The sequence below is a fragment of the Microbacterium sp. NPDC056003 genome, from assembly GCF_042274785.1.
In the GTDB taxonomy this organism is placed as follows: Bacteria; Actinomycetota; Actinomycetes; order Actinomycetales; family Microbacteriaceae; genus Microbacterium.
In genome coordinates, this window is the sequence record NZ_JBHJXQ010000002.1 from 121204 (window position 1) to 143030 (window position 21827).

The 21827-nt window shown below is 70.7% G+C and carries 23 protein-coding genes and 1 tRNA gene; 19 read left to right on the forward strand and 5 right to left on the reverse strand.

All coding sequences use genetic code 11. From position 1 onward, the window contains the following. Nucleotides 1-17: 17 nt before the first annotated feature. Genes ACFC1W_RS09870 through ACFC1W_RS09885 form a run of 4 tightly spaced genes read left to right on the forward strand, consistent with a single transcriptional unit; the run spans nucleotide 18 to nucleotide 2711 of the window. Complete coding sequence (locus ACFC1W_RS09870) at nucleotides 18-1169, forward strand: acyl-CoA dehydrogenase family protein (protein WP_375991761.1); 1152 nt, start codon at nucleotides 18-20, stop codon at nucleotides 1167-1169. A 5-nt stretch (nucleotides 1170-1174) separates the two neighbouring features. Then, nucleotides 1175-1702 (forward strand): MaoC family dehydratase, encoded by a 528-nt coding sequence (locus ACFC1W_RS09875; protein WP_375991763.1) that lies wholly within the window; start codon nucleotides 1175-1177, stop codon nucleotides 1700-1702. Further along, nucleotides 1699-2517 carry an HpcH/HpaI aldolase/citrate lyase family protein gene (locus ACFC1W_RS09880; RefSeq protein WP_375991766.1) on the forward strand — a complete coding sequence of 273 codons (819 nt, stop codon included), beginning with the start codon at nucleotides 1699-1701 and terminating at the stop codon, nucleotides 2515-2517. The genes ACFC1W_RS09875 and ACFC1W_RS09880 overlap by 4 nt, the downstream gene beginning before the upstream one ends. Then, the gene (locus tag ACFC1W_RS09885) at nucleotides 2514-2711 is read left to right on the forward strand and encodes a hypothetical protein (protein ID WP_375991769.1); all 198 of its coding nucleotides are present in this window, start codon (nucleotides 2514-2516) and stop codon (nucleotides 2709-2711) included. Before ACFC1W_RS09880 ends, ACFC1W_RS09885 begins: the two co-directional genes overlap by 4 nt. Here the strand turns inward: ACFC1W_RS09885 and ACFC1W_RS09890 are convergent. Genes ACFC1W_RS09890 through ACFC1W_RS09900 form a run of 3 tightly spaced genes read right to left on the reverse strand, consistent with a single transcriptional unit; the run spans nucleotide 2687 to nucleotide 4555 of the window. Then, entirely contained in the window at nucleotides 2687-3061 is a 375-nt protein-coding gene (locus tag ACFC1W_RS09890) for an iron chaperone (protein ID WP_375991772.1), read from the reverse strand. The two genes, ACFC1W_RS09885 and ACFC1W_RS09890, sit on opposite strands and share 25 nt — an antisense overlap. A gap of 10 nt (nucleotides 3062-3071) precedes the next feature. Then, nucleotides 3072-3677: a histidine phosphatase family protein gene (locus ACFC1W_RS09895; RefSeq protein ID WP_375991775.1), complete on the reverse strand. Its 606-nt coding sequence runs from the start codon at nucleotides 3675-3677 to the stop codon at nucleotides 3072-3074. Then, entirely contained in the window at nucleotides 3674-4555 is an 882-nt protein-coding gene (locus ACFC1W_RS09900) for a Sir2 family NAD-dependent protein deacetylase (protein WP_375991777.1), read from the reverse strand. Before ACFC1W_RS09900 ends, ACFC1W_RS09895 begins: the two co-directional genes overlap by 4 nt. A gap of 73 nt (nucleotides 4556-4628) precedes the next feature. On the opposite strand from ACFC1W_RS09900, the gene ACFC1W_RS09905 reads away from it, so the two are divergent. Beyond that, on the forward strand, nucleotides 4629-5435 hold the full coding sequence (locus ACFC1W_RS09905; protein ID WP_375991780.1) for a TrmH family RNA methyltransferase: 807 nt from the start codon (nucleotides 4629-4631) through the stop codon (nucleotides 5433-5435). Between the two features lie 10 nt (nucleotides 5436-5445). Here ACFC1W_RS09905 and ACFC1W_RS09910 read toward each other — a convergent pair whose 3' ends face one another. Beyond that, nucleotides 5446-6306 carry an SGNH/GDSL hydrolase family protein gene (locus ACFC1W_RS09910; protein ID WP_375991783.1) on the reverse strand — a complete coding sequence of 287 codons (861 nt, stop codon included), beginning with the start codon at nucleotides 6304-6306 and terminating at the stop codon, nucleotides 5446-5448. A 145-nt stretch (nucleotides 6307-6451) separates the two neighbouring features. Here ACFC1W_RS09910 and ACFC1W_RS09915 point away from each other — a divergent pair, with 145 nt between their 5' ends. The 6 genes from ACFC1W_RS09915 to ACFC1W_RS09940 all read left to right on the forward strand — a co-directional run bounded on the left by ACFC1W_RS09915 (nucleotide 6452) and on the right by ACFC1W_RS09940 (nucleotide 12424). Continuing rightward, entirely contained in the window at nucleotides 6452-8329 is a 1878-nt protein-coding gene (locus ACFC1W_RS09915; protein WP_375991785.1) for a DEAD/DEAH box helicase, read from the forward strand. A gap of 26 nt (nucleotides 8330-8355) precedes the next feature. Further along, nucleotides 8356-8727 (forward strand): hypothetical protein, encoded by a 372-nt coding sequence (locus ACFC1W_RS09920; protein WP_375991788.1) that lies wholly within the window; start codon nucleotides 8356-8358, stop codon nucleotides 8725-8727. A 215-nt stretch (nucleotides 8728-8942) separates the two neighbouring features. After that, complete coding sequence (locus tag ACFC1W_RS09925; protein ID WP_375991791.1) at nucleotides 8943-10031, forward strand: VIT1/CCC1 family protein; 1089 nt, start codon at nucleotides 8943-8945, stop codon at nucleotides 10029-10031. A gap of 82 nt (nucleotides 10032-10113) precedes the next feature. Further along, a tRNA-Leu gene (locus ACFC1W_RS09930) sits at nucleotides 10114-10198 on the forward strand. A 59-nt stretch (nucleotides 10199-10257) separates the two neighbouring features. Beyond that, complete coding sequence (locus tag ACFC1W_RS09935; RefSeq protein ID WP_375991794.1) at nucleotides 10258-11556, forward strand: M20/M25/M40 family metallo-hydrolase; 1299 nt, start codon at nucleotides 10258-10260, stop codon at nucleotides 11554-11556. A gap of 46 nt (nucleotides 11557-11602) precedes the next feature. Then, nucleotides 11603-12424: an undecaprenyl-diphosphate phosphatase gene (locus tag ACFC1W_RS09940; protein WP_375992871.1), complete on the forward strand. Its 822-nt coding sequence runs from the start codon at nucleotides 11603-11605 to the stop codon at nucleotides 12422-12424. Between the two features lie 4 nt (nucleotides 12425-12428). Here ACFC1W_RS09940 and ACFC1W_RS09945 read toward each other — a convergent pair whose 3' ends face one another. Further along, entirely contained in the window at nucleotides 12429-13295 is an 867-nt protein-coding gene (locus ACFC1W_RS09945) for a PAC2 family protein (RefSeq protein ID WP_241110580.1), read from the reverse strand. A 149-nt stretch (nucleotides 13296-13444) separates the two neighbouring features. Between ACFC1W_RS09945 and ACFC1W_RS09950 the strand changes: the two genes are divergently transcribed. From ACFC1W_RS09950 to ACFC1W_RS09985, 8 genes are all read left to right on the forward strand, one after another. Further along, on the forward strand, nucleotides 13445-14128 hold the full coding sequence (locus tag ACFC1W_RS09950) for an HAD family phosphatase (protein ID WP_191766525.1): 684 nt from the start codon (nucleotides 13445-13447) through the stop codon (nucleotides 14126-14128). Further along, nucleotides 14125-15129: a tRNA (adenine-N1)-methyltransferase gene (locus tag ACFC1W_RS09955; RefSeq protein WP_375991798.1), complete on the forward strand. Its 1005-nt coding sequence runs from the start codon at nucleotides 14125-14127 to the stop codon at nucleotides 15127-15129. Before ACFC1W_RS09950 ends, ACFC1W_RS09955 begins: the two co-directional genes overlap by 4 nt. A gap of 39 nt (nucleotides 15130-15168) precedes the next feature. Continuing rightward, nucleotides 15169-16101 carry an FKBP-type peptidyl-prolyl cis-trans isomerase gene (locus ACFC1W_RS09960; protein ID WP_375991801.1) on the forward strand — a complete coding sequence of 311 codons (933 nt, stop codon included), beginning with the start codon at nucleotides 15169-15171 and terminating at the stop codon, nucleotides 16099-16101. A 75-nt stretch (nucleotides 16102-16176) separates the two neighbouring features. Continuing rightward, on the forward strand, nucleotides 16177-17172 hold the full coding sequence (locus ACFC1W_RS09965) for a helix-turn-helix transcriptional regulator (RefSeq protein WP_375991803.1): 996 nt from the start codon (nucleotides 16177-16179) through the stop codon (nucleotides 17170-17172). Further along, on the forward strand, nucleotides 17169-18131 hold the full coding sequence (locus ACFC1W_RS09970) for a helix-turn-helix transcriptional regulator (RefSeq protein ID WP_375991806.1): 963 nt from the start codon (nucleotides 17169-17171) through the stop codon (nucleotides 18129-18131). The genes ACFC1W_RS09965 and ACFC1W_RS09970 overlap by 4 nt, the downstream gene beginning before the upstream one ends. A gap of 86 nt (nucleotides 18132-18217) precedes the next feature. Next, nucleotides 18218-18472, forward strand: a complete 255-nt coding sequence (tatA, locus tag ACFC1W_RS09975) for a Sec-independent protein translocase subunit TatA (protein ID WP_191766520.1) — start codon at nucleotides 18218-18220, stop codon at nucleotides 18470-18472. A gap of 67 nt (nucleotides 18473-18539) precedes the next feature. Beyond that, nucleotides 18540-19301, forward strand: coding sequence for a twin-arginine translocase subunit TatC (gene tatC / locus ACFC1W_RS09980; protein ID WP_375991809.1), 762 nt, complete (start codon nucleotides 18540-18542; stop codon nucleotides 19299-19301). Continuing rightward, nucleotides 19298-21811: a DEAD/DEAH box helicase gene (locus tag ACFC1W_RS09985; RefSeq protein ID WP_375991811.1), complete on the forward strand. Its 2514-nt coding sequence runs from the start codon at nucleotides 19298-19300 to the stop codon at nucleotides 21809-21811. The genes tatC and ACFC1W_RS09985 overlap by 4 nt, the downstream gene beginning before the upstream one ends. The last annotated feature ends 16 nt before the right edge of the window (nucleotides 21812-21827 follow it).

A 21827-nucleotide genomic window follows, 5' to 3' on the forward strand; every position in this document is an offset into this window, starting at 1 on the left:
ACACCCCGAGGAGAGCCATGGACCACGCAAATCTGACCGACGACGAGCGCGAGCTCGCGCGATTGGTACGCGACTTCGCCGAAGAGGTCGTCGCGCCGCAGGCCTACGAGGCCGATCGCACCAAGACGCTCCCCATGGACGTCGTGGCGCAGATGGGCGAACTGGGCCTCTTCGGGCTGCCGTTCCCCGAGGAGTACGGCGGACAGGGCGGCGACTACTTCGCGCTGTGCCTCGCGATCGAGGCGCTCGGACGAGTCGACCAGTCCATCGCGATCACCCTCGAGGCGGGCGTGAGCCTCGGCGCCATGCCGGTCTTCCGGTTCGGGACCGAAGAGCAGAAGCGGGAGCTGCTGCCCGACCTCCTCGCAGGAAAGGCGCTGGCGGGCTTCGGGCTCACCGAGCCCGAAGCGGGCTCCGACGCCGGCGCGACCCGCACCACCGCGCGGCTCGACGGCGACGACTGGGTCATCAACGGCTCGAAGCAGTTCATCACCAACTCGGGCACCGACATCACGCGCTTCGTCACCGTCACCGCCGTCACCGGCGAGGCCGAGGGGCGCAAGGAGATCTCGACCATCGTGGTGCCGTCGGGCACCCCGGGCTTCACGGTCGAGCCGGGCTACGACAAGGTCGGCTGGCACGCGTCCGACACGCACCCCCTCACCTTCCAGGACGTCCGGGTCCCCGTGGGCAACCTCCTGGGTGAGCGCGGCCGCGGCTTCGCGAACTTCCTCCACATCCTGGACGAGGGCCGCATCGCGATCGCCGCCCTCTCGACCGGAGCGGCGGAGGGATGCCTCGAGGCCGCGATCGACTACGCCAAGAAGCGCACCGTCTTCGGCGACGCGCTGGCGACGCGCCAGGGCATCCAGTTCCTGCTCGCCCGCATGCAGCTGCGCGTGCACAACGCGCGGCTCGCCTGGCACCACGCCGCGCGCCTGCGGGACGCCGGCAAGCCGTTCAAGACCGAGGCGGCGATCGCCAAGCTCACCGCCAGCGACGCGGCGATGGACAACGCCCGCGACGCCACACAGGTCTTCGGCGGCAACGGCTTCATGAACGAGTACCCCGTCGCGCGCCACTACCGCGACTCGAAGATCCTCGAGATCGGCGAGGGCACGAACGAGGTGCAGCTGCTCGTCATCGCGCGCGCTCTCGGGGTAGCGTGACAGCTGTGGAAGGCAGGGGAGAGGCGCGCGAGATCGTGCAGCGCGGGCTCTACTACGACGAGCTCGAGGTCGGCGCCCGCTATCTCCACCGGCCCGGACGCACCGCCACCGAGGCCGACAACGTGCTGTTCTCGTCGCTGACGATGAACACGCAGGCCCTTCACCTGGATGCCGCGTTCTCGGAGGGGCAGCCGTTCGGTCAGCGCCTGATGAACTCGATGTGGACGCTGTCGACCATGGTCGGCGCGTCGGTGTCGCAGATCACGCAGGGCACCCTCGTCGCCCAGCTCGGCCTCAGCGACATCGCGTTCCCCTCGCCCGTGTTCCACGGCGACACGCTCTACACCGAGACCGAGATCCTCGAGAAGCGCCCCTCGTCGTCGCGGCCCGGGCAGGGGATCGTGACGATGCGCCACACCGGACGCAATCAGCAGGGAGTGGTGGTCGCCACCGCGACGCGCACCGCGCTGATGTGGTTCGCACCCGCTGACGCGGCTCGGGATGCCGCTCCCGACGCCGGAGGAACGCCATGACCGATGCCCGCTTCAGCCTCGGGCCCGCCCTCCTCTTCTGCCCTGCGGATCGCCCGGAGCGGTATGCGAAGGCGCTCGAGCGCGCCGACGCGGTGATCCTCGATCTCGAGGACGCCGTCGCCGCACCTGCGAGGGCTGCCGCCCGTGGCGCCGTCATCGAGTCGGAGCTCGACCCCGACCGGGTGATCGTGCGCGTGAACCCGCCCGGGACCGACGACTTCGTCTCCGACCTGGCGACCCTGTCGCAGACCGACTATCGCCGGATCATGGTCGCGAAGGCCGAATCGCCCAAGCGGCTGCAGAAGCTCGACGCCCGCTTCGAGGTCATCGCGCTCTGCGAGACGGCGAAGGGGGTCGCGCAGGCCGACCGCATCGCCGCCCTGCCGAACGTCAGCGCTCTGATGTGGGGCGCCGAGGATCTCGTCGCGAGCATCGGCGGCACGTCGAGCCGCAAGCCGAACGGCCGCTACCGCGACATCGCCCGGTATGCGCGCGCCCGCGTGCTGCTGGCGGCGGGAGCGCGCGGCAAAGCGGCCATCGACGCCGTGCACCTCGACATCGAGGACACCAAGCGTCTGGCCATCGAGGCAGCGGATGCCGCGGCATCCGGATTCACCGCCACCGCCTGCATCCACCCGAGCCAGGTCACGATCATCCGCGACGCGTATCGCCCTGACGAGAAGACGGTGGACTGGGCGAGGGGAGTGCTCGCAGCCGCCGAGACCGAGCGCGGTGTGTTCACGTACGACGGCCGCATGGTCGACGAACCGGTTCTCCGGCACGCGCGGGAAACCCTGCGCCGCGCTGAGTCATGAGCGAAGAGCTGACGCCGCGCATCGGTCGGGTCGCGCTGCGTGAGCTCGCGCTGCAGGGCATCGTCGACTACGCGTCCCTGGCCGAGCGCACCGAGCGTGAGCTGCTCGCGATCCACGGGGTGGGCCCGAAGGCCGTCAGGATCCTCCGCGAGGATCTCGCCGAGCGGGGTCAGTCCTTCGCCGGCCCCCGCTGAGCGGCGATCTCGCGCGCGACGCGGCCGATCAGGTCGTACGGCACCTCGCTCGAGTGCGGGAAGACCACGGAGTCCTTCTCGGAGCGGTACGGCGCGATCTCATCGTCGAGGGGGGCGGTCAGCACGGGAACCGGATAGAGTCCGATGTGCTTCTTCCAGCCTGCGAAGTGCAGCGCGTAGCGGCCGCCGAGCATGATCGCGGCGATTCCGTAGCGCATCTTCTCCTCGGGCGCGCTGCCGGACTCTGCGGCGACGGCATCGACGATCAGCGTGCGGATGCGCTGCAGGCGTTCGGCGACCTCGGGCGGAAACCCGGCGATGTACTCGTCGACGGTGGCGGCGCTGGCCATGGCGCCGAGCTTAGGTGACCGACCCCGCGTAGGAAAGCAGTCGCACGCGGTCGCGTTCGTAGAGCAGCTCGTGGGCGGAGCCGTTGGCCACGCGCTCGCCCTCCAGCGGCAGCGTGCCGCCGGACGCGTGGCGGATGACCTCGCGGATCAGCGCGCCGTGGGCGACGACGATGAGGGATGCCTCGGCCGGCGCCGTCGCGCGGCGATGATCCCGGACCGCCCGGCCGATGGCGGTCAGCGCACGCGCCCGCACGCTCGGCCACGGCTCGGCGCCCGGCACCTCTGCGGTGTGCCAGGGCCCCCACCTGCGCAGGAAGTCCTCCGCGTCGACGCCCTCGGCCTCGCCGTAGCTCCGCTCGCGGAGCCCGCGGTAGAGCCGCGGCGGCTCAGTGCCCAGCTCGGCGGCGATGATCTCGGCGGTCTCGCGTGCACGCGCGAGATCGCTCGCAGCGACGGTGACGGGAATCGCGGGATCCCGGGCCTCCCGCAGCGCGGCAGCGGCGGCACGCGCCTGTGCACGGCCGGTGTCGTTCAGCGGGATGTCGGTCGAGCCCTGGATGCGCCGGGTCCGGTTCCAGTCGGTCTCGCCGTGGCGGATCAGGGTGAGGACGGTCACCCGTCGAGCCTACGGGCGGTGGCCTGCCAGCCCGCTGAGGGCAGAGCGTCGGCGAGTGCGCGGAGCACCTCACTCGTTCCGGCGTCGATCTTGACGGTCGCGCGGGAGTCGGCCCGCGTCGCGCCGCGGTTCACGATGACGACGGGCAGACGTCGGCGCCGCGCACGTTCGAGCAGGCGGATGCCGGAGTTGACCACCAGCGACGAGCCCGCGATCACGAGCCCCTCGCTGGCGTGGACGAGCTGCTCGGCCTCGCGGAACTTCTCGGCCGGGATGTACTCGCCGAAGAAGACCACGTCGGGTTTGAGCATCCCTCCGCAGACGGTGCACTCGGGGATGACGAAGCCCTCGGTGCTCTCGGGCAGGACGTCGCCGTCGGGACCCAGCGGTACGTTCTCCCGCACCGTGATCCACGGGTTGTCGTGCTCGACGCGATGCGCGAGGTCGCGCCGGTCGAACACCTGGCCGCAGTGCGTGCAGAACACGCGGCGCATCGTGCCGTGGAGCTCGACCACGCGCCGGCTGCCGGCACGCACGTGCAGGCCGTCCACGTTCTGCGTGACGACGCCCGTCGCGACCCCGCTCTGCTCGAGCGACGCCAGCGCGCGGTGTCCGCCATTGGGCTCGGCGGCGGCGAAAGCCCGCCACCCGAGGTGGCTGCCCACCCAGTAGCGTCGGCGCGCGGAGTCGCTCGAGAGGAACTGCTCCGCGGTCATCGGGGTGCGCACGGGGGCGCCCTGGCCGCGGTAGTCGGGGATGCCCGAGTCCGTCGACACCCCGGCGCCGGTGAGCACCGCGACACGGCGGCCGGCGAGGACGGCGACGGCGCGCGACACGGCGTCGGTCGCTGCGGCGTCCAGCTCGGTCACGGTGGTCACGAATCACCCCTTCGGGTCAGAGTGTAGGGGGCACGGTTTACCGGGATGTTACGCGTCGTGCGAGAGTGGTCGGGTGCGGATCGAGCGGATCACGTCGGCGGACGACGAGCGGCTGACCGACTACCGCGATCTCACGGACGTGGCGTTGCGCCGCGTGCTCGAGCCCGAAGGCGGGCTGTACATCGCGGAGTCGTCCAAGGTCATCGGCCGTGCCATCGCCGCTGGGCATTCGCCACGCTCGGTCCTCGTGCAGGAGAAGTGGCTCGCGGACGCCGAGCAGATCCTCGCGCCGCATCCGGACGTGCCCGTCTACGTCGCCGACGCCGCGATCGCCGAGCAGCTGACGGGCTACGCCGTCCACCGCGGAGCGCTGGCGGCCATGCACCGGCCCGTGCTGCCCCCGGTCGCCGAGGTGATCGCGGACGCGCGGACCGTCGTGGTGCTGGAGGACATCGTCGACCACACCAATGTCGGCGCGATCTTCCGTGCTGCCGCGGGTCTCGGCGCCGACGCCGTCCTGGTCAGTGCACGCTGCGCCGATCCGCTCTACCGCCGCAGCGTGCGGGTGAGCATGGGCACGGTCTTCCAGGTGCCGTGGACACGGCTGCCCGAGTGGCGTGAGGCACGGGGCATCCTGCACGATGCCGGCTTCCACCTCGCTGCGCTCGCCCTCGCCGATGACGCCGTTCCGCTGGACGTGTTCCGGGAGCGGGTACCGGGTCGTGTCGCGCTGATGCTGGGCGCCGAAGGCGACGGCCTGAGCCGCGCGGCGATGGCGGCAGCCGACACCGCCGTCGTCATCCCGATGGCAGGCGGAGTCGACTCCCTGAACGTCGCGGCCGCCAGCGCTGTCGCGCTCTGGGAGCTGCGGGCGCGCTGAACGCCGTGCCTCAGGCCTTCTCGCCAGGATGCTCGGTCTCGTCGCGCCCGGGAGCGAGCGTGGTCACGGGCAGCACGTCGGGGCGCTTCGCGGTGATCGTGTCGCCCGAAGACTGATGGCGCAGGCGGCGCAGCACCCACGGCACGAAGAACTCGCGCGCCCACACGAGGTCGACCGCGCGGGCCTCGCGCCACGTGCGCGACGGGATCGGATCGGGCTGCATCGGCTGCAGATCGTTGGGCACGTTGAGCGCGCGCAGCACCATGCGCGCCACTTCGTGGTGCCCGAGCCTGTTGTAATGCAGGCGGTCGTCGTCGAAGAACCGCATGTCCTGCACCTCTTTGAGCGCCCACTGGTCGGCCACGATGCAGTCGTACTTGTCGGCGATCGCCCGGATGTTCTCGTTGTAGATCGCCACCCGGCCGCGGATGCCGCGGAACACCGGAGTGAAGTTCGTGTCGATGCCGGTGAAGACGACGACCGTCGCCCCGCCGCTCCCCAGGCGCACCACGGCGTCTTCGAACAGTGCGGCCACTGCGTCGGGATCGGCCCCGGGACGGATGACATCGTTGCCGCCGGCCGAGAAGGTGACGAGGTCGGGCTTGAGCGCGACCGCGGGCTCGACCTGCTCGGCGACGATCTGTCCGATGAGGCGTCCGCGAATCGCGAGGTTGGCGTACGCGAAGTCGTCGACCTGCTGCGAGAGGACCTCGGCGACGCGGTCGGCCCAGCCGCGGAACCCGTTCGGCGCCGTCGGCTCGGGATCGCCCACGCCCTCGGTGAACGAGTCGCCGATCGCGACGTAGCGCCGCCACGGGTGCGGCTGCGCGTTCGGGACGTACGGAGTGCGGTTGTCGTCGCTGCGTGTCATGGTTCCTCGGTTCGTGGCCGAGAGACAGGGTATCGCGGGGTGCGGACGGGGAGCGGATGCTGCTGAACCGGGTGCGGTGAACGGGCGTTGTCGTCGCGCTCGGTTAAGGTTGTGACTCGTTGTGCGCGGCAGGCGGGGAGGTGCAATGGACGACGAGACGGTCCTGGACGCCACCCGCGAGGAGGCGCATCTCCGCAGCTTCGCCGCGGCGTCTGTTCCACTCGGCGGCAGAGCCGCCGATCACCTCTCGCCCACCTACCCCCAGCGCGCTCCGTGGGGAACCGCGCAGCGGCTGCGCGCCTGGCAGGCCGAGGCGCTCGACCTCTACTTCGAGCTCGACGGGCCGGACGGGCCCGGCGGCGGACCACGCGACTTCCTCGCCGCTGCCACGCCGGGCGCCGGGAAGACCACCTTCGCCCTTCGACTCGCGAGCGAGCTGCTGCGCCGGCGCATCATCGACCGGATCGTGGTCGTCGCGCCGACCGAGCACCTGAAGACGCAGTGGGCCGATGCCGCCGCGCGCGTGTCGATCCGCCTCGACCCCGCCTTCAGCAACCGCCACTTCGCCCCCGCCCGCCACTACCACGGGGTGGCCGTCACCTACGCGCAGGTGGCGGTCAAGGCATCCGTCCATCAACGGCTGACCATGGATGCGCGCACTCTCGTGATCCTCGACGAGGTCCACCATGGCGGCGACGCGCTCAGCTGGGGCGACGCGCTGCGTGAGGCGTACAGCCGCGCCACGCGTCGGCTCCTTCTCTCGGGCACGCCGTTCCGCAGCGACACCGCGCCGATCCCGTTCGTCGAGTACCAGCCCGACGAGAACGGCATCCGCATCTCGCGCACCGATTACGCCTACGGCTACCGTCGCGCCCTCGAGGACGGCGTCGTGCGTCCCGTCATGTTCATGGTCTACGCGGGCCAGATGCGCTGGCGCACCAAGACCGGTGACGAGATGGAGGCGCAGCTCGGCCAGGACAACACGAAGGACATCACGTCGCAGGCGTGGCGCACGGCGCTCTCACCCGAGGGGGAGTGGATCCAGGCCGTGCTGCGCTCCGCCGACCGGCGCCTGTCCGAGGTCCGCGAACAGGTGCCCGATGCCGGCGGACTGGTGATCGCGACCGATCAGACCGCCGCGCGCGCCTACGCCGAGATCCTGCGCGGCATCTCCGGAGAGGACGTCACAGTCGTCCTCTCCGACGAGGCCGAGGCATCCTCGCGCATCGAGGCGTTCTCGAAGGACGACACCCGCTGGATGGTCGCCGTGCGCATGGTCTCGGAGGGCGTGGACGTGCCGCGCCTCGCCGTCGGCGTATACGCGACGTCGGCCTCGACGCCCCTGTTCTTCGCGCAGGCCATCGGGCGCTTCGTGCGCGCACGGCGCCGCGGCGAGACAGCGAGCGTCTTCCTTCCGAACGTGCCGCAGCTGCTCGCCCTCGCCAATGAGATGGAGCGGCAGCGCGATCACGCGCTCGACCGCGACGGCGACGGCGACGAGTGGAACGCCGAAGAAGACCTCATGGACGCCGCCGAGCGCGAGGACAAGGCGTCCGACGCGCTCACCGAGGAGTTCGAGTACCAGGCGCTCGGCTCGCACGCCCACTTCGACCGCGTGCTGTTCGACGGCAAGGAGTTCGGCCAGCTCGCCGTGCCCGGAACCCCCGAGGAGGAGGAGTTCCTCGGGCTTCCCGGGCTCCTCGAGCCCGAGCACGTGCACGAGCTCCTGATGCAGCGCCAGGCTCGTCAAGGCAGGCATCGGCGCGTCCGTGAGGCGCGCGAGGCCCAGAGCCCGCCCGGCGAGTCCGAGACGACGCTGCCGCCGGCACTGCACCGATCCCTCAAGGAGCAGCGGCAGCTGCTGAACAGCCTGGTCGGGCTGTACGCCCGCCAGTCCGGCGAGCCGCACGGTCTGGTGCACGCCGAGCTGCGGCGCATCTGCGGCGGCCCGGCCGTCTCGCATGCCACGGTCGCTCAGCTGCAGTCGCGCATCGACGTGCTGCGCAAGCGCGTGCATTCCTGACGCACCGCGCCGCCTAGACTCCAGGCATGCCCGCGGAGTACTCGTTCGTCTCGCGGTGGAGCATCCCGGCCGACGCCGACCGCGTGTGGCGGGAGACGATCCGGCTGGTCAGGAGGTCCTCCGGCGCGGGAGTAGCTGACCCGACCGGTCCCCGCACGACCTGGTGGCCCGGGGTCCGCTTCGAGGACGCGCCCGCGTCGCTGGAAGCCGGCTCGACCCTCCGCCTCGCGGTCCGGAGTCCGCTCGGCTACCGGCTGCGCGTCCGGCTCACGGTGGACGACGTCGGGCCCGGGCGCACGCTCGCGGCCTCGAGCGCGGGCGATCTGCGCGGCCGGGGACGCCTCTCGGTGGAGCCGGACGGGGACGCGGCATCCGTCGTGGTCTTCGTCGCTGGATGAACACGTGGGCGTGGGCGCTGCGTCCGGCGTTCGAGCGCGCCCACGCGCACGTGATGAAGGCCGGGGAGCGGGGCCTGCGCGAGGAGCTCGCCGGGCGCACCGGCTGACGTGGTTCGGAGCCCCGAAATGCTGTCAATCGGCGGCTTCGGGGGATGCGGCGTCCGGTCGGTGACTACCGTGGATGCGTCCCCTAGAACCCGGCCCGGAGGCCTTCTGTGAGCGTGCCCGCTTCCCCCACGTCCCGCGATCGACGGCGCTGGGCGCGCTACCTGGTGAACGAGCGCGCCGAAGCCCACGTGTACCGCGAACTTGCGGCCCGCCGCGGAGGTGAGGAGCGCGAGATCCTGACCGCCCTCGCCGACGCCGAGGGCCGGCACGAGGCGCACTGGCTGCGGCTGCTGGGCGGCGAGCCCGCACGGCTGCCCCGGCCGGACGTGCGCACCGTCCTGCTCGGCTGGATGGCGAAGCGGTTCGGCTCGATCTTCGTCCTCGCGCTCGCACAGAACGCCGAAGCCCGCTCGCCGTACGACGATGAGCCGTTCGCGACGCCGGCGATGGGCGCCGACGAGAAGATCCACCACGAAGTCGTCCGGGGTCTGGCCGCACGGGGTCGCCGCCGCCTCTCCGGCACGTTCCGCGCCGCCGTGTTCGGGGCGAACGACGGGCTCGTATCGAACCTCGCGCTCGTGATGGGCATCGGCGCCACGGGCGTCTCACCGCAGTTCGTGCTCTTCAGCGGCGTCGCCGGCCTGCTGGCGGGCGCGCTGTCGATGGGCGCGGGGGAGTTCGTCTCGGTCCGCTCCCAACGCGAGCTGCTCCAGTCCACCCAGCCGAGCAGCTTCGCCGACGGGGCGATCCCGCACCTCGACATCGATGCCAATGAGCTCGCGCTCGTCTACCGCACCCGCGGGATGGCCGAGTCCGAGGCGACCGCCCGCGCGCGACAGGCGGTCGAGGCGGCACGCGCTCTCGGCCGAGGACGCACCCACTCCTCGTCGATCGAGGTCATCGACCACGGCGAGGTCGTCGGAAGCGACTGGAGTGCGGCGCTGTCGAGCTTCCTGTTCTTCGCCTCGGGCGCGATCATCCCGGTGCTGCCCTGGATCTTCGGGCTGTCGGGCCTCGCTGCGATCGTCCTCGCGCTCGCTCTCGTGGGCATCGCGCTGATGTGCACGGGCGCGGCGGTGGGGCTGCTCTCGGGGGCGCCGCCGCTGCGCCGCGCCCTGCGCCAGCTCGCGATCGGCTTCGGCGCCGCGGCGGTCACCTACGCCCTCGGGCTGCTCTTCGGCGTCACCCTGGGATGACGCGCGCGAGGTCGGCGCCGATTCGTTGAAGCCCAGGCGACGTGGTAATGTCATTCCTCGGTTGCGAAACCGAAAACCACCTGCGCGGGTGGCGGAATAGGTAGACGCGCTAGCTTGAGGTGCTAGTGCCCGTATAGGGCGTGGGGGTTCAAGTCCCCCCTCGCGCACAGTAGGAAGAAGGCCCCCGAAAGGGGGCCTTCTTCGTCGAGAGGATAGGTTGGTCGGCATGTCTTCTTCCGACGTGGTGCTGCCCGAAGTCGCCTCCGTCGCCCGGGATCTCATCCGCTTCGACACGACGAACCACGGCGGCGGACGCGCCGCCGGCGAGCGCGAAGCCGCCGAGTACGTCGGGGCCTATCTGGAGCGACTCGGGCTCACTCCCGAGTACTACGAGCCGATCCCGCGCCGCACGAACGTGATGGCCCGCGTACCGGGCCGTGACCGCTCCAAACCGGCGCTGGTCCTGCACGGCCACCTCGACGTGGTGCCGGCCATCACCGAGGACTGGAGCGTCGACCCGTTCGAGGGCGTCGTGCGCGACGGGATGCTGTGGGGCCGCGGTGCCGTCGACATGAAGGACATGGACGCCATGATCCTCACGTCGGTGGGCGACATCCTGCGCGCCGGCGAACAGCCCGAGCGCGACCTCGTGCTGACGTTCTTCGCCGATGAGGAGAACGGCGGCGTCGAGGGCTCCGCGCTGGTGATCCAGAACAAGCCCGAGTGGTTCGACGGGGCGACCGAGGCGATCAGCGAGGTCGGCGGGTACTCGATCGCGGTCGGCGACCGTCGCGCGTACCTCCTGCAGGTGGGGGAGAAGGCACTCATCTGGATCCGCCTCGTGACGCGCGGGCGTGCCGCTCACGGCTCGAGCTTCCACGGCGACAACGCCGTCACCAAGCTGGCAGCGGCCGTCGCCGCGCTGGGCCGCACCGAGTGGCCCGTCACGCTCACCGACACGACACGCGAGATGGCCGAGCGCCTCGGCACCCTCACGGGTGGCTCGGGCGACGCCGACGAGATCGCCGCGGCGACGGGCGCGGCATCCGGCTTCCTCCGCTCCACCCTGCGGACCACCACCAATCCGACCGGGCTGACCGCCGGATACAAGCACAACGTCATCCCGGATCGCGCCGAGGCGCTGATCGACGTCCGCGTGCTCCCCGGCACCGAGGACGCGGCGCTGGCCGACATCCGCCGGATCGTCGGCGACGACGTCGCGGTCGAGGTCGTGCACCAGGACATCGGGCTCGAGGTGCCCTTCGCCGGCGACCTCGTCGACGCGATGGTGTCGGCGCTCGACCGCCACGACCCCGGCGTGCCCGTCATCCCCTACCTGATGGGCGGCGGCACCGACAACAAGGCGCTCGCCTACCTGGGCATCACGGGGTACGGCTTCGCACCGCTGCGGCTTCCCGCCGACCTGGACTTCACGGGGATGTTCCACGGCGTCGACGAGCGTGTGCCCATCGACGCCCTCGAGTTCGGCCAGCGCGTGCTGACCGATCTCCTCCGCACGTACTGACAGACAGCGGATGCCGCGGCCCGGCATCCCGCATCGAAAGGCGCCCATGCTCCTCGAGGCGATCATCCTCGGTCTCGTGCAGGGACTCACCGAGTTCCTGCCCGTGTCCTCCAGCGCGCACCTGCGCATCCTGGGGGAGTTCCTTCCGTCGGCGCAGGATCCGGGTGCGGCGTTCACCGCGATCACGCAGATCGGCACCGAAGCCGCCGTCGTGCTGTTCTTCTGGCGCGACATCGTGCGGATCATCAGCCACTGGTGCCAGGCGCTGGTCGGACGCGTCCCGCGCAACGACCCCGACGCGAAGATGGGCTGGCTGATCATCGTCGGCAGCATCCCGATCGTGGTGCTCGGGCTGCTGTTCCAGGACCAGATCGAGACCACGTTCCGGTCTCTGTGGCTGGTCGCCGGAATGCTCATCTTCTTCGGCGTGCTCCTCGGCATCGCCGACCACGTGGGCGCGAAGAAGCGCAAGCTCCAGGACATCACCGTCGGTCACGGCGTGATCTACGGTTTCGCGCAGTCACTCGCCCTGATCCCTGGCGTCTCGCGGTCGGGCGGCACGATCACGGCCGGACTCTTCATGGGCTACGAGCGCTCGGCTGCGGCCCGCTACGCGTTCCTGCTGGCGATCCCCGCAGTCTTCGGCAGCGGGTTCTACCAGCTGGCCAAGAGCTGGAACGAGCCGGGCGTCTTCACGCTCGGCGAGACGGCGGTCGCCACGGTGGTCGCGTTCCTCGTCGCGCTCGGCGTGATCGCGTTCTTCATGAACTGGATCTCCAAGCACAGCTTCCTGCCGTTCGTCGTCTACCGCGTGGCCCTCGGGTCGACGCTGCTGGTGCTGCTCAGCGTGGGCGCGATCTCGGCGTAGCGGGTCAGCGACGGGGGTCGTCGCGGCCGGGCTTGGTCGGGCCGTCTCCGCCGCGACGCAGGTAGCGCTCGAACTCCTGGGCGATCGCGTCCCCGGACGCCTCGGGGGAGTCCCACGTGTCGCGCGTCCGCTCGAGCTGGCGGATGTACTCCGTCATCTCCTCGTCGTCGGCCGCAGCCGCGTCGATGGACGCCTCCCACGCCGCCGCCTCGGTCGCGAGATCGCCTCGGGGCACGGTGGCGCCGGTGAGGTCCTCGAGCCGGTCGAGCAGCGCGAGCGTCGCCTTGGGCGAGGGCGTGTGGCCCGCGACGTAATGCGGCACGCTGGCCCACAGGCTCGCCGCCGGGATGCCGGCGGCATCGGCCGCGTGGCCGAGCACGCTCAGGATGCCGACCGGACCCTCGTACGTGCTGCGCTCGAGCTCGAGCGAGGTGCGCAGCGCGTCGTTGTCGCTGCCGGCGAAGACCGAGATGGGGCGGGTGTGCGGCACGTCCGACATCATCGACCCCATCGACAGGAAGCCCGTGATGTCCTCGCGGAGCGCGATGTCGATGAACTCGGACGCGAACGCCTGCCAGGCGCGTGCCGGCTCCACTCCGGTCAGGAGCCAGAGCTGAGTGCCGCCGCGCGTCGTGCGCGTGGGACGAAGGAGGGATGCTTCGGGCCACCGCAGCACGCGCTTGCCGTCCGCGTCGGCGGCGATCTGCGGACGGGTGTACTGGTAGTCGAAGTACAGCTCGGGGTCGACCGAGAACACAGTCTCGTACGTCCCGCCCTCGCGCAGCTGCGTGACGGCGGACGACGCGGCCTCCCCGGCATCGTTCCACCCGTCGAACGCGGCGACGAGCACCCGGCGTCCCAGTCCGTCCACGAGACCTCCTCCACCCGCGATGCGGGTCCTTCCAGGATAGGCCCGGCACCACTGCCTGTGGTCGGTGGCACGCGCGCCGGGGATACCCCCGCCCGGCCGCTGAGCGAGGATCGGCGGGGCGGCCGCGGGCCGCTGGGTAGCATGGAACGGTGAGCGCACCGCCCTTGTCCGCCGTCCTGTGGGACATGGACGGAACCCTCGTCGACACCGAGCCCTACTGGATGGCGGCCGAGACGCCGCTCGTCGAGCGCTTCGGCGGAACCTGGTCGCACGAGCAGGCGCTGGCACTCGTCGGCCTCGGACTCGAGGACTCGGCCCGCATCTTCCAGAGCGCCGGCGTGCGCATGAGCGTCGACGCCATCATCGACCACCTCACCGACGACGTGATGCGTCAGCTCGGCGAGACGGGCGTGCCCTTCCGTCCCGGCGCGAGGGAGCTGCTCGCGAGCCTGCGCGCCGCCGGCATCAAGACGGGGCTCGTGACGATGTCGATGCGGCGCATGGCCCGCACCGTCGTCGACCTGATCGACTTCGAGGCGTTCGACGTGGTGATCGCAGGCGACGACTCGACCCGGCCGAAGCCCTTCCCCGACCCCTATCTGCAGGCGTGCGAGGCGCTCGGCGTCACGCCCGACGAGGTGGTCGCGATCGAAGACTCGCCGAACGGTCTGCGATCTGCCGTCGCGTCCGGCGCCGCCACCATCGGCGTGCCGCTCATGGTCTCGATCGCGGGAGCGGGCGCGCACGCCGTGTGGCCGACCCTCGAAGGGCGCACCGCCCAGGACGTGGCATCCTTCCATGCCGAACACCGCGCCAAGGAGGCCGCCAAGTGACCGAACGACCCCGCGGCCCCTTCCGCTTCGGCGACCGCGTGCAGCTCACCGGACCCAAGGGTCGACTGCACACGATCACGCTGCGCGAGAAGGGCGAGCTGCACACGCACCACGGCGTGCTCAAGCACGAACAGCTCGTCGGCCGGCCCGACGGGTCCGTCGTCGCCAACAGCAGCGGGCACGAGTACCTCGCACTCCGTCCGCTCCTGCGCGACTTCGTCATGTCGATGCCGCGCGGCGCGGCGATCGTCTACCCGAAGGACGCCGCGCAGATCATCGCCGAGGCCGACGTGTTCCCCGGCGCCGTGGTCGTCGAGGCCGGGGTCGGCTCGGGCGCGCTCTCGCTCTGGCTCCTGCGCGCCATGGGCTCCGAGGGCCGGCTCATCTCGTTCGAGCGCCGACCCGAATTCGCCGAGGTCGCTCAGGCCAACGTCGAGACCTACCTCGGCGAGACCCCCGAGAACTGGAGCGTCGTCGTCGGCGATCTGGTGGAGGCGCTTCCGGATGCCATCGCCCCGGCATCCGTCGATCGGGTCGTGCTCGACATGCTCGCCCCATGGGAGTGCATCGACGTCGTCGCCGACGCCCTCACGCCGGGTGGCGTCGTGCTGTGCTACATCGCCACGGCGACCCAGCTGAGCCGCGTGGCCGAGTATCTCCGCAGCACCGGCCTGTTCACCGAGCCCGAGGCCAGCGAGACCATGGTGCGCGGGTGGCACGTCGAGGGACTCGCGGTGCGGCCCGACCACCGCATGGTGGCGCACACCGGATTCCTGCTCTGGGCGCGCCGACTCGCTCCGGGCGCGGTTCCACCCGAGGTCAAGCGCCGCGCCTCGAAGACCAGCTACGGCGATGAGGACGTCGAGCTGTGGACGCCCGGCGCGGTGGGTGACCGCCAGATCACCGACAAGAACCTTCGCAAGCGCGTACGGGAAGCGCAGCGTGCGGCGGAGGGCGCGCGCCACGCGGCCCAGCAGGGCGACGCTCCCGACGCGGAGTAGGCGCAAAGCGCGCATCCGGATGCCGCCTAGACTGTTGCGGTGCGTAAGATCCCCTCTGCCCTCGCGATCCTCGGACTCGCGACCGTCGGCCTGGCCGGCTGCTCGCTCCCCGGAAGCTCCGACTGCTCCGAGCCCGTCTCCGACGCCGAACTGCTCGACGTCGTCGAGGTGAGCGGAGAGGTCGGCAGCGCGCCCGACGTCGAGCTCTACACTCCGTTCCACGTGACGGAGGGGTCGTCGGCGACGCTGGAGCAGGGAACAGGCGGGGCGACGATCACGCGTGATGACCAGCTCGTCGTCATCGACTTCACGCTCGTCTCGGGCGAGACGGGCGAGACGCTCGTCGCCAGTCCGTACTCCGAGGAGCAGTCGAACGTGCTCGGCCTGCCGCAGATCGTTCAGACCTTCCCGACGTGGGGTGACGCGCTCCAGTGCGCCTCGGCGGGCTCGCGGGTCGTCGTGTCGCTGGCGCCGGAAGACATCGAGGCCGAGGCCGCCGCGAGCATCGGCCTGGCCGAGGGCGACTCCGCCGTCGCCGTCATCGACGTGCACAAGGTCTATCTGGGTGCCGCCGACGGTGCTGACCAGTTCAACAGCGGAACCGGCATGCCCACCGTCGTGCGCACCCCGGACGGACGTCCGGGCCTCATCATCCCCGAGGGCGACGCCCCGGCGGACGTGGTCGTCCAGACCATCAAGAAGGGCGACGGCGAGGTCGTCACGGCCGACGCGCCGGTGCGTGCGCACATCCTCGGCGTGCCGTGGGGAGAGACCGAAGCGGTCACGAACACGTGGGACTCGCAGCCCCAGTCGGTCCCGCTCGACAGCGACCCGGTGCTCGCCGAGGCGCTCGTGGGCCAGACCATCGGCTCCCAGGTGCTGGTGGTCGTGCCGGCCGAGCAGGGCGGCACCGAGAAGCCGACCGTCTTCGTGTTCGACCTCCTCGGCGTCGACCCCGGCGCCGCGCAGTAGGTGGACGCCGGCGCCGCGCGATCAGTGGTCGCCGGACCGCCGACGAGCCGGCCGCACCGACCCTAGGATGATGGGGTGCCTGCGAACGCCCCTGCCAAGTCCCCGCCTGAGGAGAGACTCGTCAACCTGGTCGTCGCCCTCATGGCCACCGACCAGGGACTGACGAAGGACACCATCCTCTCCTCCGTCGCCGGCTACCGGGAGCAGAGCGAGTCGGGCGCGTCGAAAGACGCCCTCGAGAAGATGTTCGAGCGCGACAAGGAGAGCCTGCGCGGCCTGGGTGTGCCCATCGAGACGATCGGCGACTGGGCCGATCCCGACGACCTCCGCGAAGCCCGCTACCGCGTTCCCACGACCGAGTACGCGCTTCCCGATGACATCGAGTTCACTCCTGCCGAACTCGCGCTGCTCAATCTCGCGGGCGGCGTGTGGAGCGAGAGCTCCATGTCGGACGATGCCCGCAGTGGGCTGCGCAAGATCCGCGCGCTCGGCATCCCCGTCGACGAGCCGATCATCGGCTACTCACCCCGCATCAGTCTGCGCGAGCCGTCGTTCCCCGACCTCCAGCGGGCGATCGAGCAGAGTCGCGTGGTGCGGTTCCCGTACCTGAAGCCCGGCGAGACGGCGCCGCGCACGCGTCGCGTGCAGCCGCTCGCCCTCGTCGAGTACGAAGCGCGCTGGCACGTGTTCGGCATCGACCTCGATGTGCGGGCCGACCGCACCTTCCTGCTGTCGCGGATCGTCGGACCGGTGGCGACCACTCGCGAGACGTTCGACGCCGCTCTGCGCGACGGCGCGGGCGAGCGCGCCCTGCGCGGGCTCGAAGAGGTGGCCGCGCGCAGCACGTCGCTGCTCGAGGTCAACCCCGGCACCGAGGCCGCCCTGCGGCTGGCGCGTCGCGCGCGTCCGGCCGAGCAGGGCATCCGCGTGCCATACGTCGACGTCCACATCTTCGCCGATGAACTCGCGTCCTACGGCCCCGAGGTGCGGGTCGTCGAGCCGGCCGAGCTGCGCGATCAGGTGATCGAGCGTCTCGCCGCCGCCCGCGACGTGAACGGAGCATCCGCATGACCGCCCGCCGCTCGCTGGTCGCGACCGATCGCGCCGCGTTGATGCTTCAGCTCGTGCCGTATCTGATCGGCAAGGGCGAGGTCTCGGTGGCAGAGGCGGCCGACGAGTTCGACGTCACCCCCGACCAGATGCGCTCGATGGTGGAGAAGCTCACCGTGATCGGGCTGCCCGGCGACGGCGGTTACTGGCAGATGGCGAACGACCTGTTCGACATCGACTGGGACCTGCTCGATCAGCGCGATCTCATCGTCATCACCAACTCGGTCGGCCTCGAGAGGTCGCCGAAGCTGACCGCACGTGAGGCCGCGGCGCTGCTGGCGGGCCTCCAGCTGGCGCGCACCATCCCCGGCGTCGGCGACACCGACCTGTTCTCGGGCCTCCTGGCGAAGCTCGCTCGGGGAGCCTCGAGCGCTCCGGCCGAGGTCATCGTCGCCCCCGGGCCGGTCGACACCGTCCGCGACCTCGTCGCGACCGCACTCCGCCGGGGCGTGGCTGTGTCGTTCACCTACAAGGCTCCGGATGCCGCGCCCACGACCCGCACGGTCGACCCGGTCAAGGTGCACATCGCCGACGGCCAGTGGTACCTGCAGGGGTGGTGCCACCTCCGTGAGGCGATGCGCACGTTCCATCTCGACCGGGTGAGCGAGCTCGAGCTCACCGAGATACCGATCACCCACGCCGGAGAGCCCGCCCGCGGCTGGTTCGAGTCGGGCGAAGGCGACATGGTGGTGCGCATCCGGTTCGACGAGTCGGTCGGTCCGCTGCTGGGCGACTACCTGGACCGAGCATCGCTCGAGACCGTCGACGGCGTGACCGTCGCGACCATGCACGTCGCCGACGAGTACAGCCTGAGACGTCTCGTCGCCAAGCGCGGCGGCGACGTGGAGGTCCTCGACCCGCCCGCCGCGAGGCAGGCGGCAGCAGAGTGGGCCGATGCGGGCCTGAGCCAGTACCGCTGACGGCGCGGCCGCCACTTTCCGCCCAGCGCACTTCGCCGCCCGACCGCGGGTTACACTGAGTCCGGACCCGCCGAAAGGAAATCGACATGCTGCAAGGCCTCACGGGGTGGCACTTCCTGATCATCCTCGCTGTGATCCTGCTGCTGTTCGGCGCGGCGAAGCTGCCTGCGCTGGCCAAGAGCATGGGTCAGTCCGCTCGCGTCTTCAAAGGTGAGATGAAGGCGATGAAGGACGAAGACTCGTCCAAGACCGACGCAGAGTCGGCCACCGCCGCCTCGACCGAGGCTCCGTCGACGGAGATCCGGACGGACGCCGGCGGCACCGCCGATTCCAAGCCCTGACGCCGTCGTGGCAACGGCGGGACCGCCGCGCGTAGGAGAACCCGACCCGACGCGGCGTGACAGGCGCATGTCGCTGGGGCAGCACTTGATCGAGCTGCGTCGGCGCCTGATGTGGGCGGCCCTCGCCCTCGTCGTCGGCATGGTCGTGGCGTTCTTCATCACCGACCCGGTCATCCACCTCATCACCGAGCCGATCCGCGTCGTCGCGGAGACGCAGGGAGAAGAGGGCAAGGTCGAATTCATGTACCAGACCATCACCGGTCCGTTCGACATGAGACTGCGCATCTCGTTCGCAATCGGCATCCTGATCTCGGCGCCGATCTGGATCTGGCAGATCTGGGCGTTCATCATGCCCGGACTCACGCGCAAGGAGATCCGGTACACGGTCGGCTTCATGGCCGCCGCCGTTCCGCTGTTCTTCGCGGGCTGCTACGTCGGCCTGCTGATCATGCCGCACGTCGTCGAGCTCATGGCCACGTTCGTGCCGCAGGGCGGCGCGCAGTTCTACGACGCGCTGTTCTACTACGACTTCGTCTTCAAACTGCTGGTCGTCGTCGGCGTCGCCTTCATCCTGCCGGTCTTCCTCGTGGCGATGAATCTCGCCGGCGTCATGTCGGGGCGGGCGATCCTCAAGGGCTGGCGCGTCGCGGTGCTCATCGCGGTGATCTTCGCGGCGCTGGCCACTCCGGCCGCCGACGTCGTCAGCATGCTGATGCTCGCCGGCATCCTGGTGGTGCTGTTCTTCGCCGCCGCCGTTCTGTCGATGCTGTTCGACCGGCGCAAGGCCAAGCGCCAGGCCGAATTCCTCCCGCCCGAGGCCGCCGCATGACCGACCCCGGTCCGTCCGAGCGGTACGCCCGCGCACAGGCGTCCGCCGCCCTGGACCGGAGCCATCCGATCACGGCCGCGTTCGCGGCTTCCCAGCGCTTCACGCTCGACGAGTTCCAGATCGCCGGATGCCGCGCCCTCGAGGAGGGTCGCAGCGTGCTGGTGGCCGCGCCCACCGGCGCGGGCAAGACCATCGTCGGCGAGTTCGCGGTGCACCTCGCCATGCGCGAGCCCGTGGTCGGCGGCCACGGCGACAAGGCCTTCTACACGACGCCGATCAAGGCGCTGTCGAACCAGAAGTTCCGCGAGCTGCAGGACGGCTACGGTCCCGACGACGTCGGCCTGCTCACCGGCGACACGAACATCAACGGCGGCGCGCGCATCGTGGTCATGACGACCGAGGTGCTGCGCAACATGCTGTACGCCGACTCGCCCGCCCTTCGCGGACTGAGGTACGTCGTGATGGACGAGGTGCACTACCTCGCCGACCGGTTCCGCGGCGCGGTGTGGGAGGAGATCATCATCCACCTGCCGCCGAGTGTGAAGCTGGTCTCGCTCTCGGCGACCGTGTCGAACGCCGAGGAGTTCGGCGACTGGCTCGACACGGTGCGCGGCGACACCGAGGTGATCGTGTCCGAGACGCGTCCCGTGCCGCTCGAGCAGCATGTGCTCGTCCGCGGCGATCTGCTGCCTCTTTTCGACGACCGCGCCGGCATCGCGACCGCGCAGGTGAACCAGGAGCTCATGCGCATCCGGTCGTTCAAGGGAGCGAACTTCGACAACAACCGCCGGGCGCAGTCGGCCAGCAGTGCGCGCAACGCGGGGTACGAGGCATCCCGCCGTCGTCCGAACCGTGGCGGGAAGCGCCCCGTGCGGTCCGCGAACGTGCAGCGGATCGAACGACTCGACCGCCCCGACGTCGTCGAGCTGCTCGCGCGTGCCAACCTGCTGCCGGCGATCTTCTTCATCTTCAGCCGCGTCGGCTGCGACGCCGCCGTGCAGCAGGTGCGCCGCGCCGGCGTGCGACTGACGTCACACGAGGAGCGCGCCGAGATCCGCGCGATCGTCGAGGAGCGCACGCGCAGCCTGCACGACGAGGACCTCGTCGTGCTCGGCTACTGGGAGTGGCTCGACAATCTCGAGCGCGGTGTGGCGTCGCATCATGCGGGGTTGCTCCCGGCGTTCAAGGAGGTCGTCGAGGACCTCTTCCAGCGCAAGCTGGTGAAAGTCGTCTTCGCCACCGAGACCCTCGCGCTCGGCATCAACATGCCCGCGCGCACCGTGGTGCTCGAGAAGCTCGAGAAGTTCAACGGCGAGGCCCGCGTCGCGATCACGTCGGGGGAGTACACACAGCTCACCGGCCGCGCGGGACGTCGCGGGATCGACGTCGAAGGCCACGCGGTGATCCAGTGGACGGAGGGCCTCGACCCACAGGCAGTGGCGGCGCTCGCCTCGCGCCGGACGTATCCGCTCAACTCCAGCTTCCGGCCGACCTACAACATGGCGGTCAACCTGATCGACCAGTTCGGGCGGGCGCGCGCCCGCGAGATCCTCGAGTCGTCGTTCGCACAGTTCCAGGCCGACCGCGCCGTCGTCGGACTCGCCCGCCAGGTTCGTGAGCAGGAGGAGTCCCTCGCCGGCTACGAGCAGGCCATGACGTGCGACCGCGGCGACTTCACCGAGTACTCCGCCATCCGGCGCGAGCTGAGCGACCTCGAGAAGCTGAACCGCAAGGATGCGAACGCCTCGCGCCGCACACGCGATGAGCGGCAGCGCCAGATCGCGAGCCTGCGCAAGCGCATGCAGCGACACGGGTGCCACCAGTGCCCCGACCGGGAGCAGCACGCGCGATGGGCGGAGCGGTACTGGAAGCTGCGTCGCACGGTCGACAAGCTGCGTCAGCAGATCGACACCCGCACCGGCACCGTCGCCCGCATCTTCGACCGCGTGGTCGACGTGCTCGACGAGCTCGACTACGTGCGACTCGACGACGCGGGCGTGACCACGCTCACGCCGTCGGGGCGCACGATGCGCCGCATCTACGGCGAGCGCGACCTGCTGGTCGCGGAGTCACTGCGACGCGGCCTGTGGGACGCCCTCGACGCCCCGTCGCTCGCCGCACTCGCCTGCTGCATCGTGTACGAGCCGCGGCGCGACGAGGCCGGACCGGGGGAGCGGGGCCTCCCGCGTGGGCCGTTCCGCACCGCGTTCGCCGAGACCCTCGACCTGTGGCAGCGACTCGACGACCTCGAGCGCGAGCACCGGCTGCCCGGGTCCGAGCCCATCGCCGCGGGACTGGCGCAGGCCATGCACTCGTGGGCGCGCGGGGGCATGCTCGACCGTGTGCTGAGCGAGGCCGACATGGCCGCGGGCGACTTCGTGCGCTGGTCGAAGCAGACGATCGACCTCCTCGACCAGCTCTCGATCGTGGCCGAGCCCGCCCTCGCCTCGACCGCACGGAAGGCGCTGGAGTCCGTTCGCCGCGGAATCGTCGCCTACTCGGCCGTCTGACAGCGGCCGTCCAGTT

Coding starts and splice junctions, on each gene's coding strand:
- ACFC1W_RS09890 (WP_375991772.1), bottom strand. CDS start 3,061: ATGGCCAGCGCCGCCACCGTCGACGAGTACATCGCCGGGTTTCCGCCC.
- ACFC1W_RS09880 (WP_375991766.1), top strand. CDS start 1,699: ATGACCGATGCCCGCTTCAGCCTCGGGCCCGCCCTCCTCTTCTGCCCT.
- ACFC1W_RS09915 (WP_375991785.1), top strand. CDS start 6,452: ATGGACGACGAGACGGTCCTGGACGCCACCCGCGAGGAGGCGCATCTC.
- ACFC1W_RS09885 (WP_375991769.1), top strand. CDS start 2,514: ATGAGCGAAGAGCTGACGCCGCGCATCGGTCGGGTCGCGCTGCGTGAG.
- tatA (WP_191766520.1), top strand. CDS start 18,218: ATGCTGCAAGGCCTCACGGGGTGGCACTTCCTGATCATCCTCGCTGTG.
- ACFC1W_RS09935 (WP_375991794.1), top strand. CDS start 10,258: ATGTCTTCTTCCGACGTGGTGCTGCCCGAAGTCGCCTCCGTCGCCCGG.
- ACFC1W_RS09870 (WP_375991761.1), top strand. CDS start 18: ATGGACCACGCAAATCTGACCGACGACGAGCGCGAGCTCGCGCGATTG.
- ACFC1W_RS09920 (WP_375991788.1), top strand. CDS start 8,356: ATGCCCGCGGAGTACTCGTTCGTCTCGCGGTGGAGCATCCCGGCCGAC.
- ACFC1W_RS09910 (WP_375991783.1), bottom strand. CDS start 6,306: ATGACACGCAGCGACGACAACCGCACTCCGTACGTCCCGAACGCGCAG.
- ACFC1W_RS09970 (WP_375991806.1), top strand. CDS start 17,169: ATGACCGCCCGCCGCTCGCTGGTCGCGACCGATCGCGCCGCGTTGATG.
- ACFC1W_RS09985 (WP_375991811.1), top strand. CDS start 19,298: ATGACCGACCCCGGTCCGTCCGAGCGGTACGCCCGCGCACAGGCGTCC.
- ACFC1W_RS09940 (WP_375992871.1), top strand. CDS start 11,603: ATGCTCCTCGAGGCGATCATCCTCGGTCTCGTGCAGGGACTCACCGAG.
- tatC (WP_375991809.1), top strand. CDS start 18,540: ATGTCGCTGGGGCAGCACTTGATCGAGCTGCGTCGGCGCCTGATGTGG.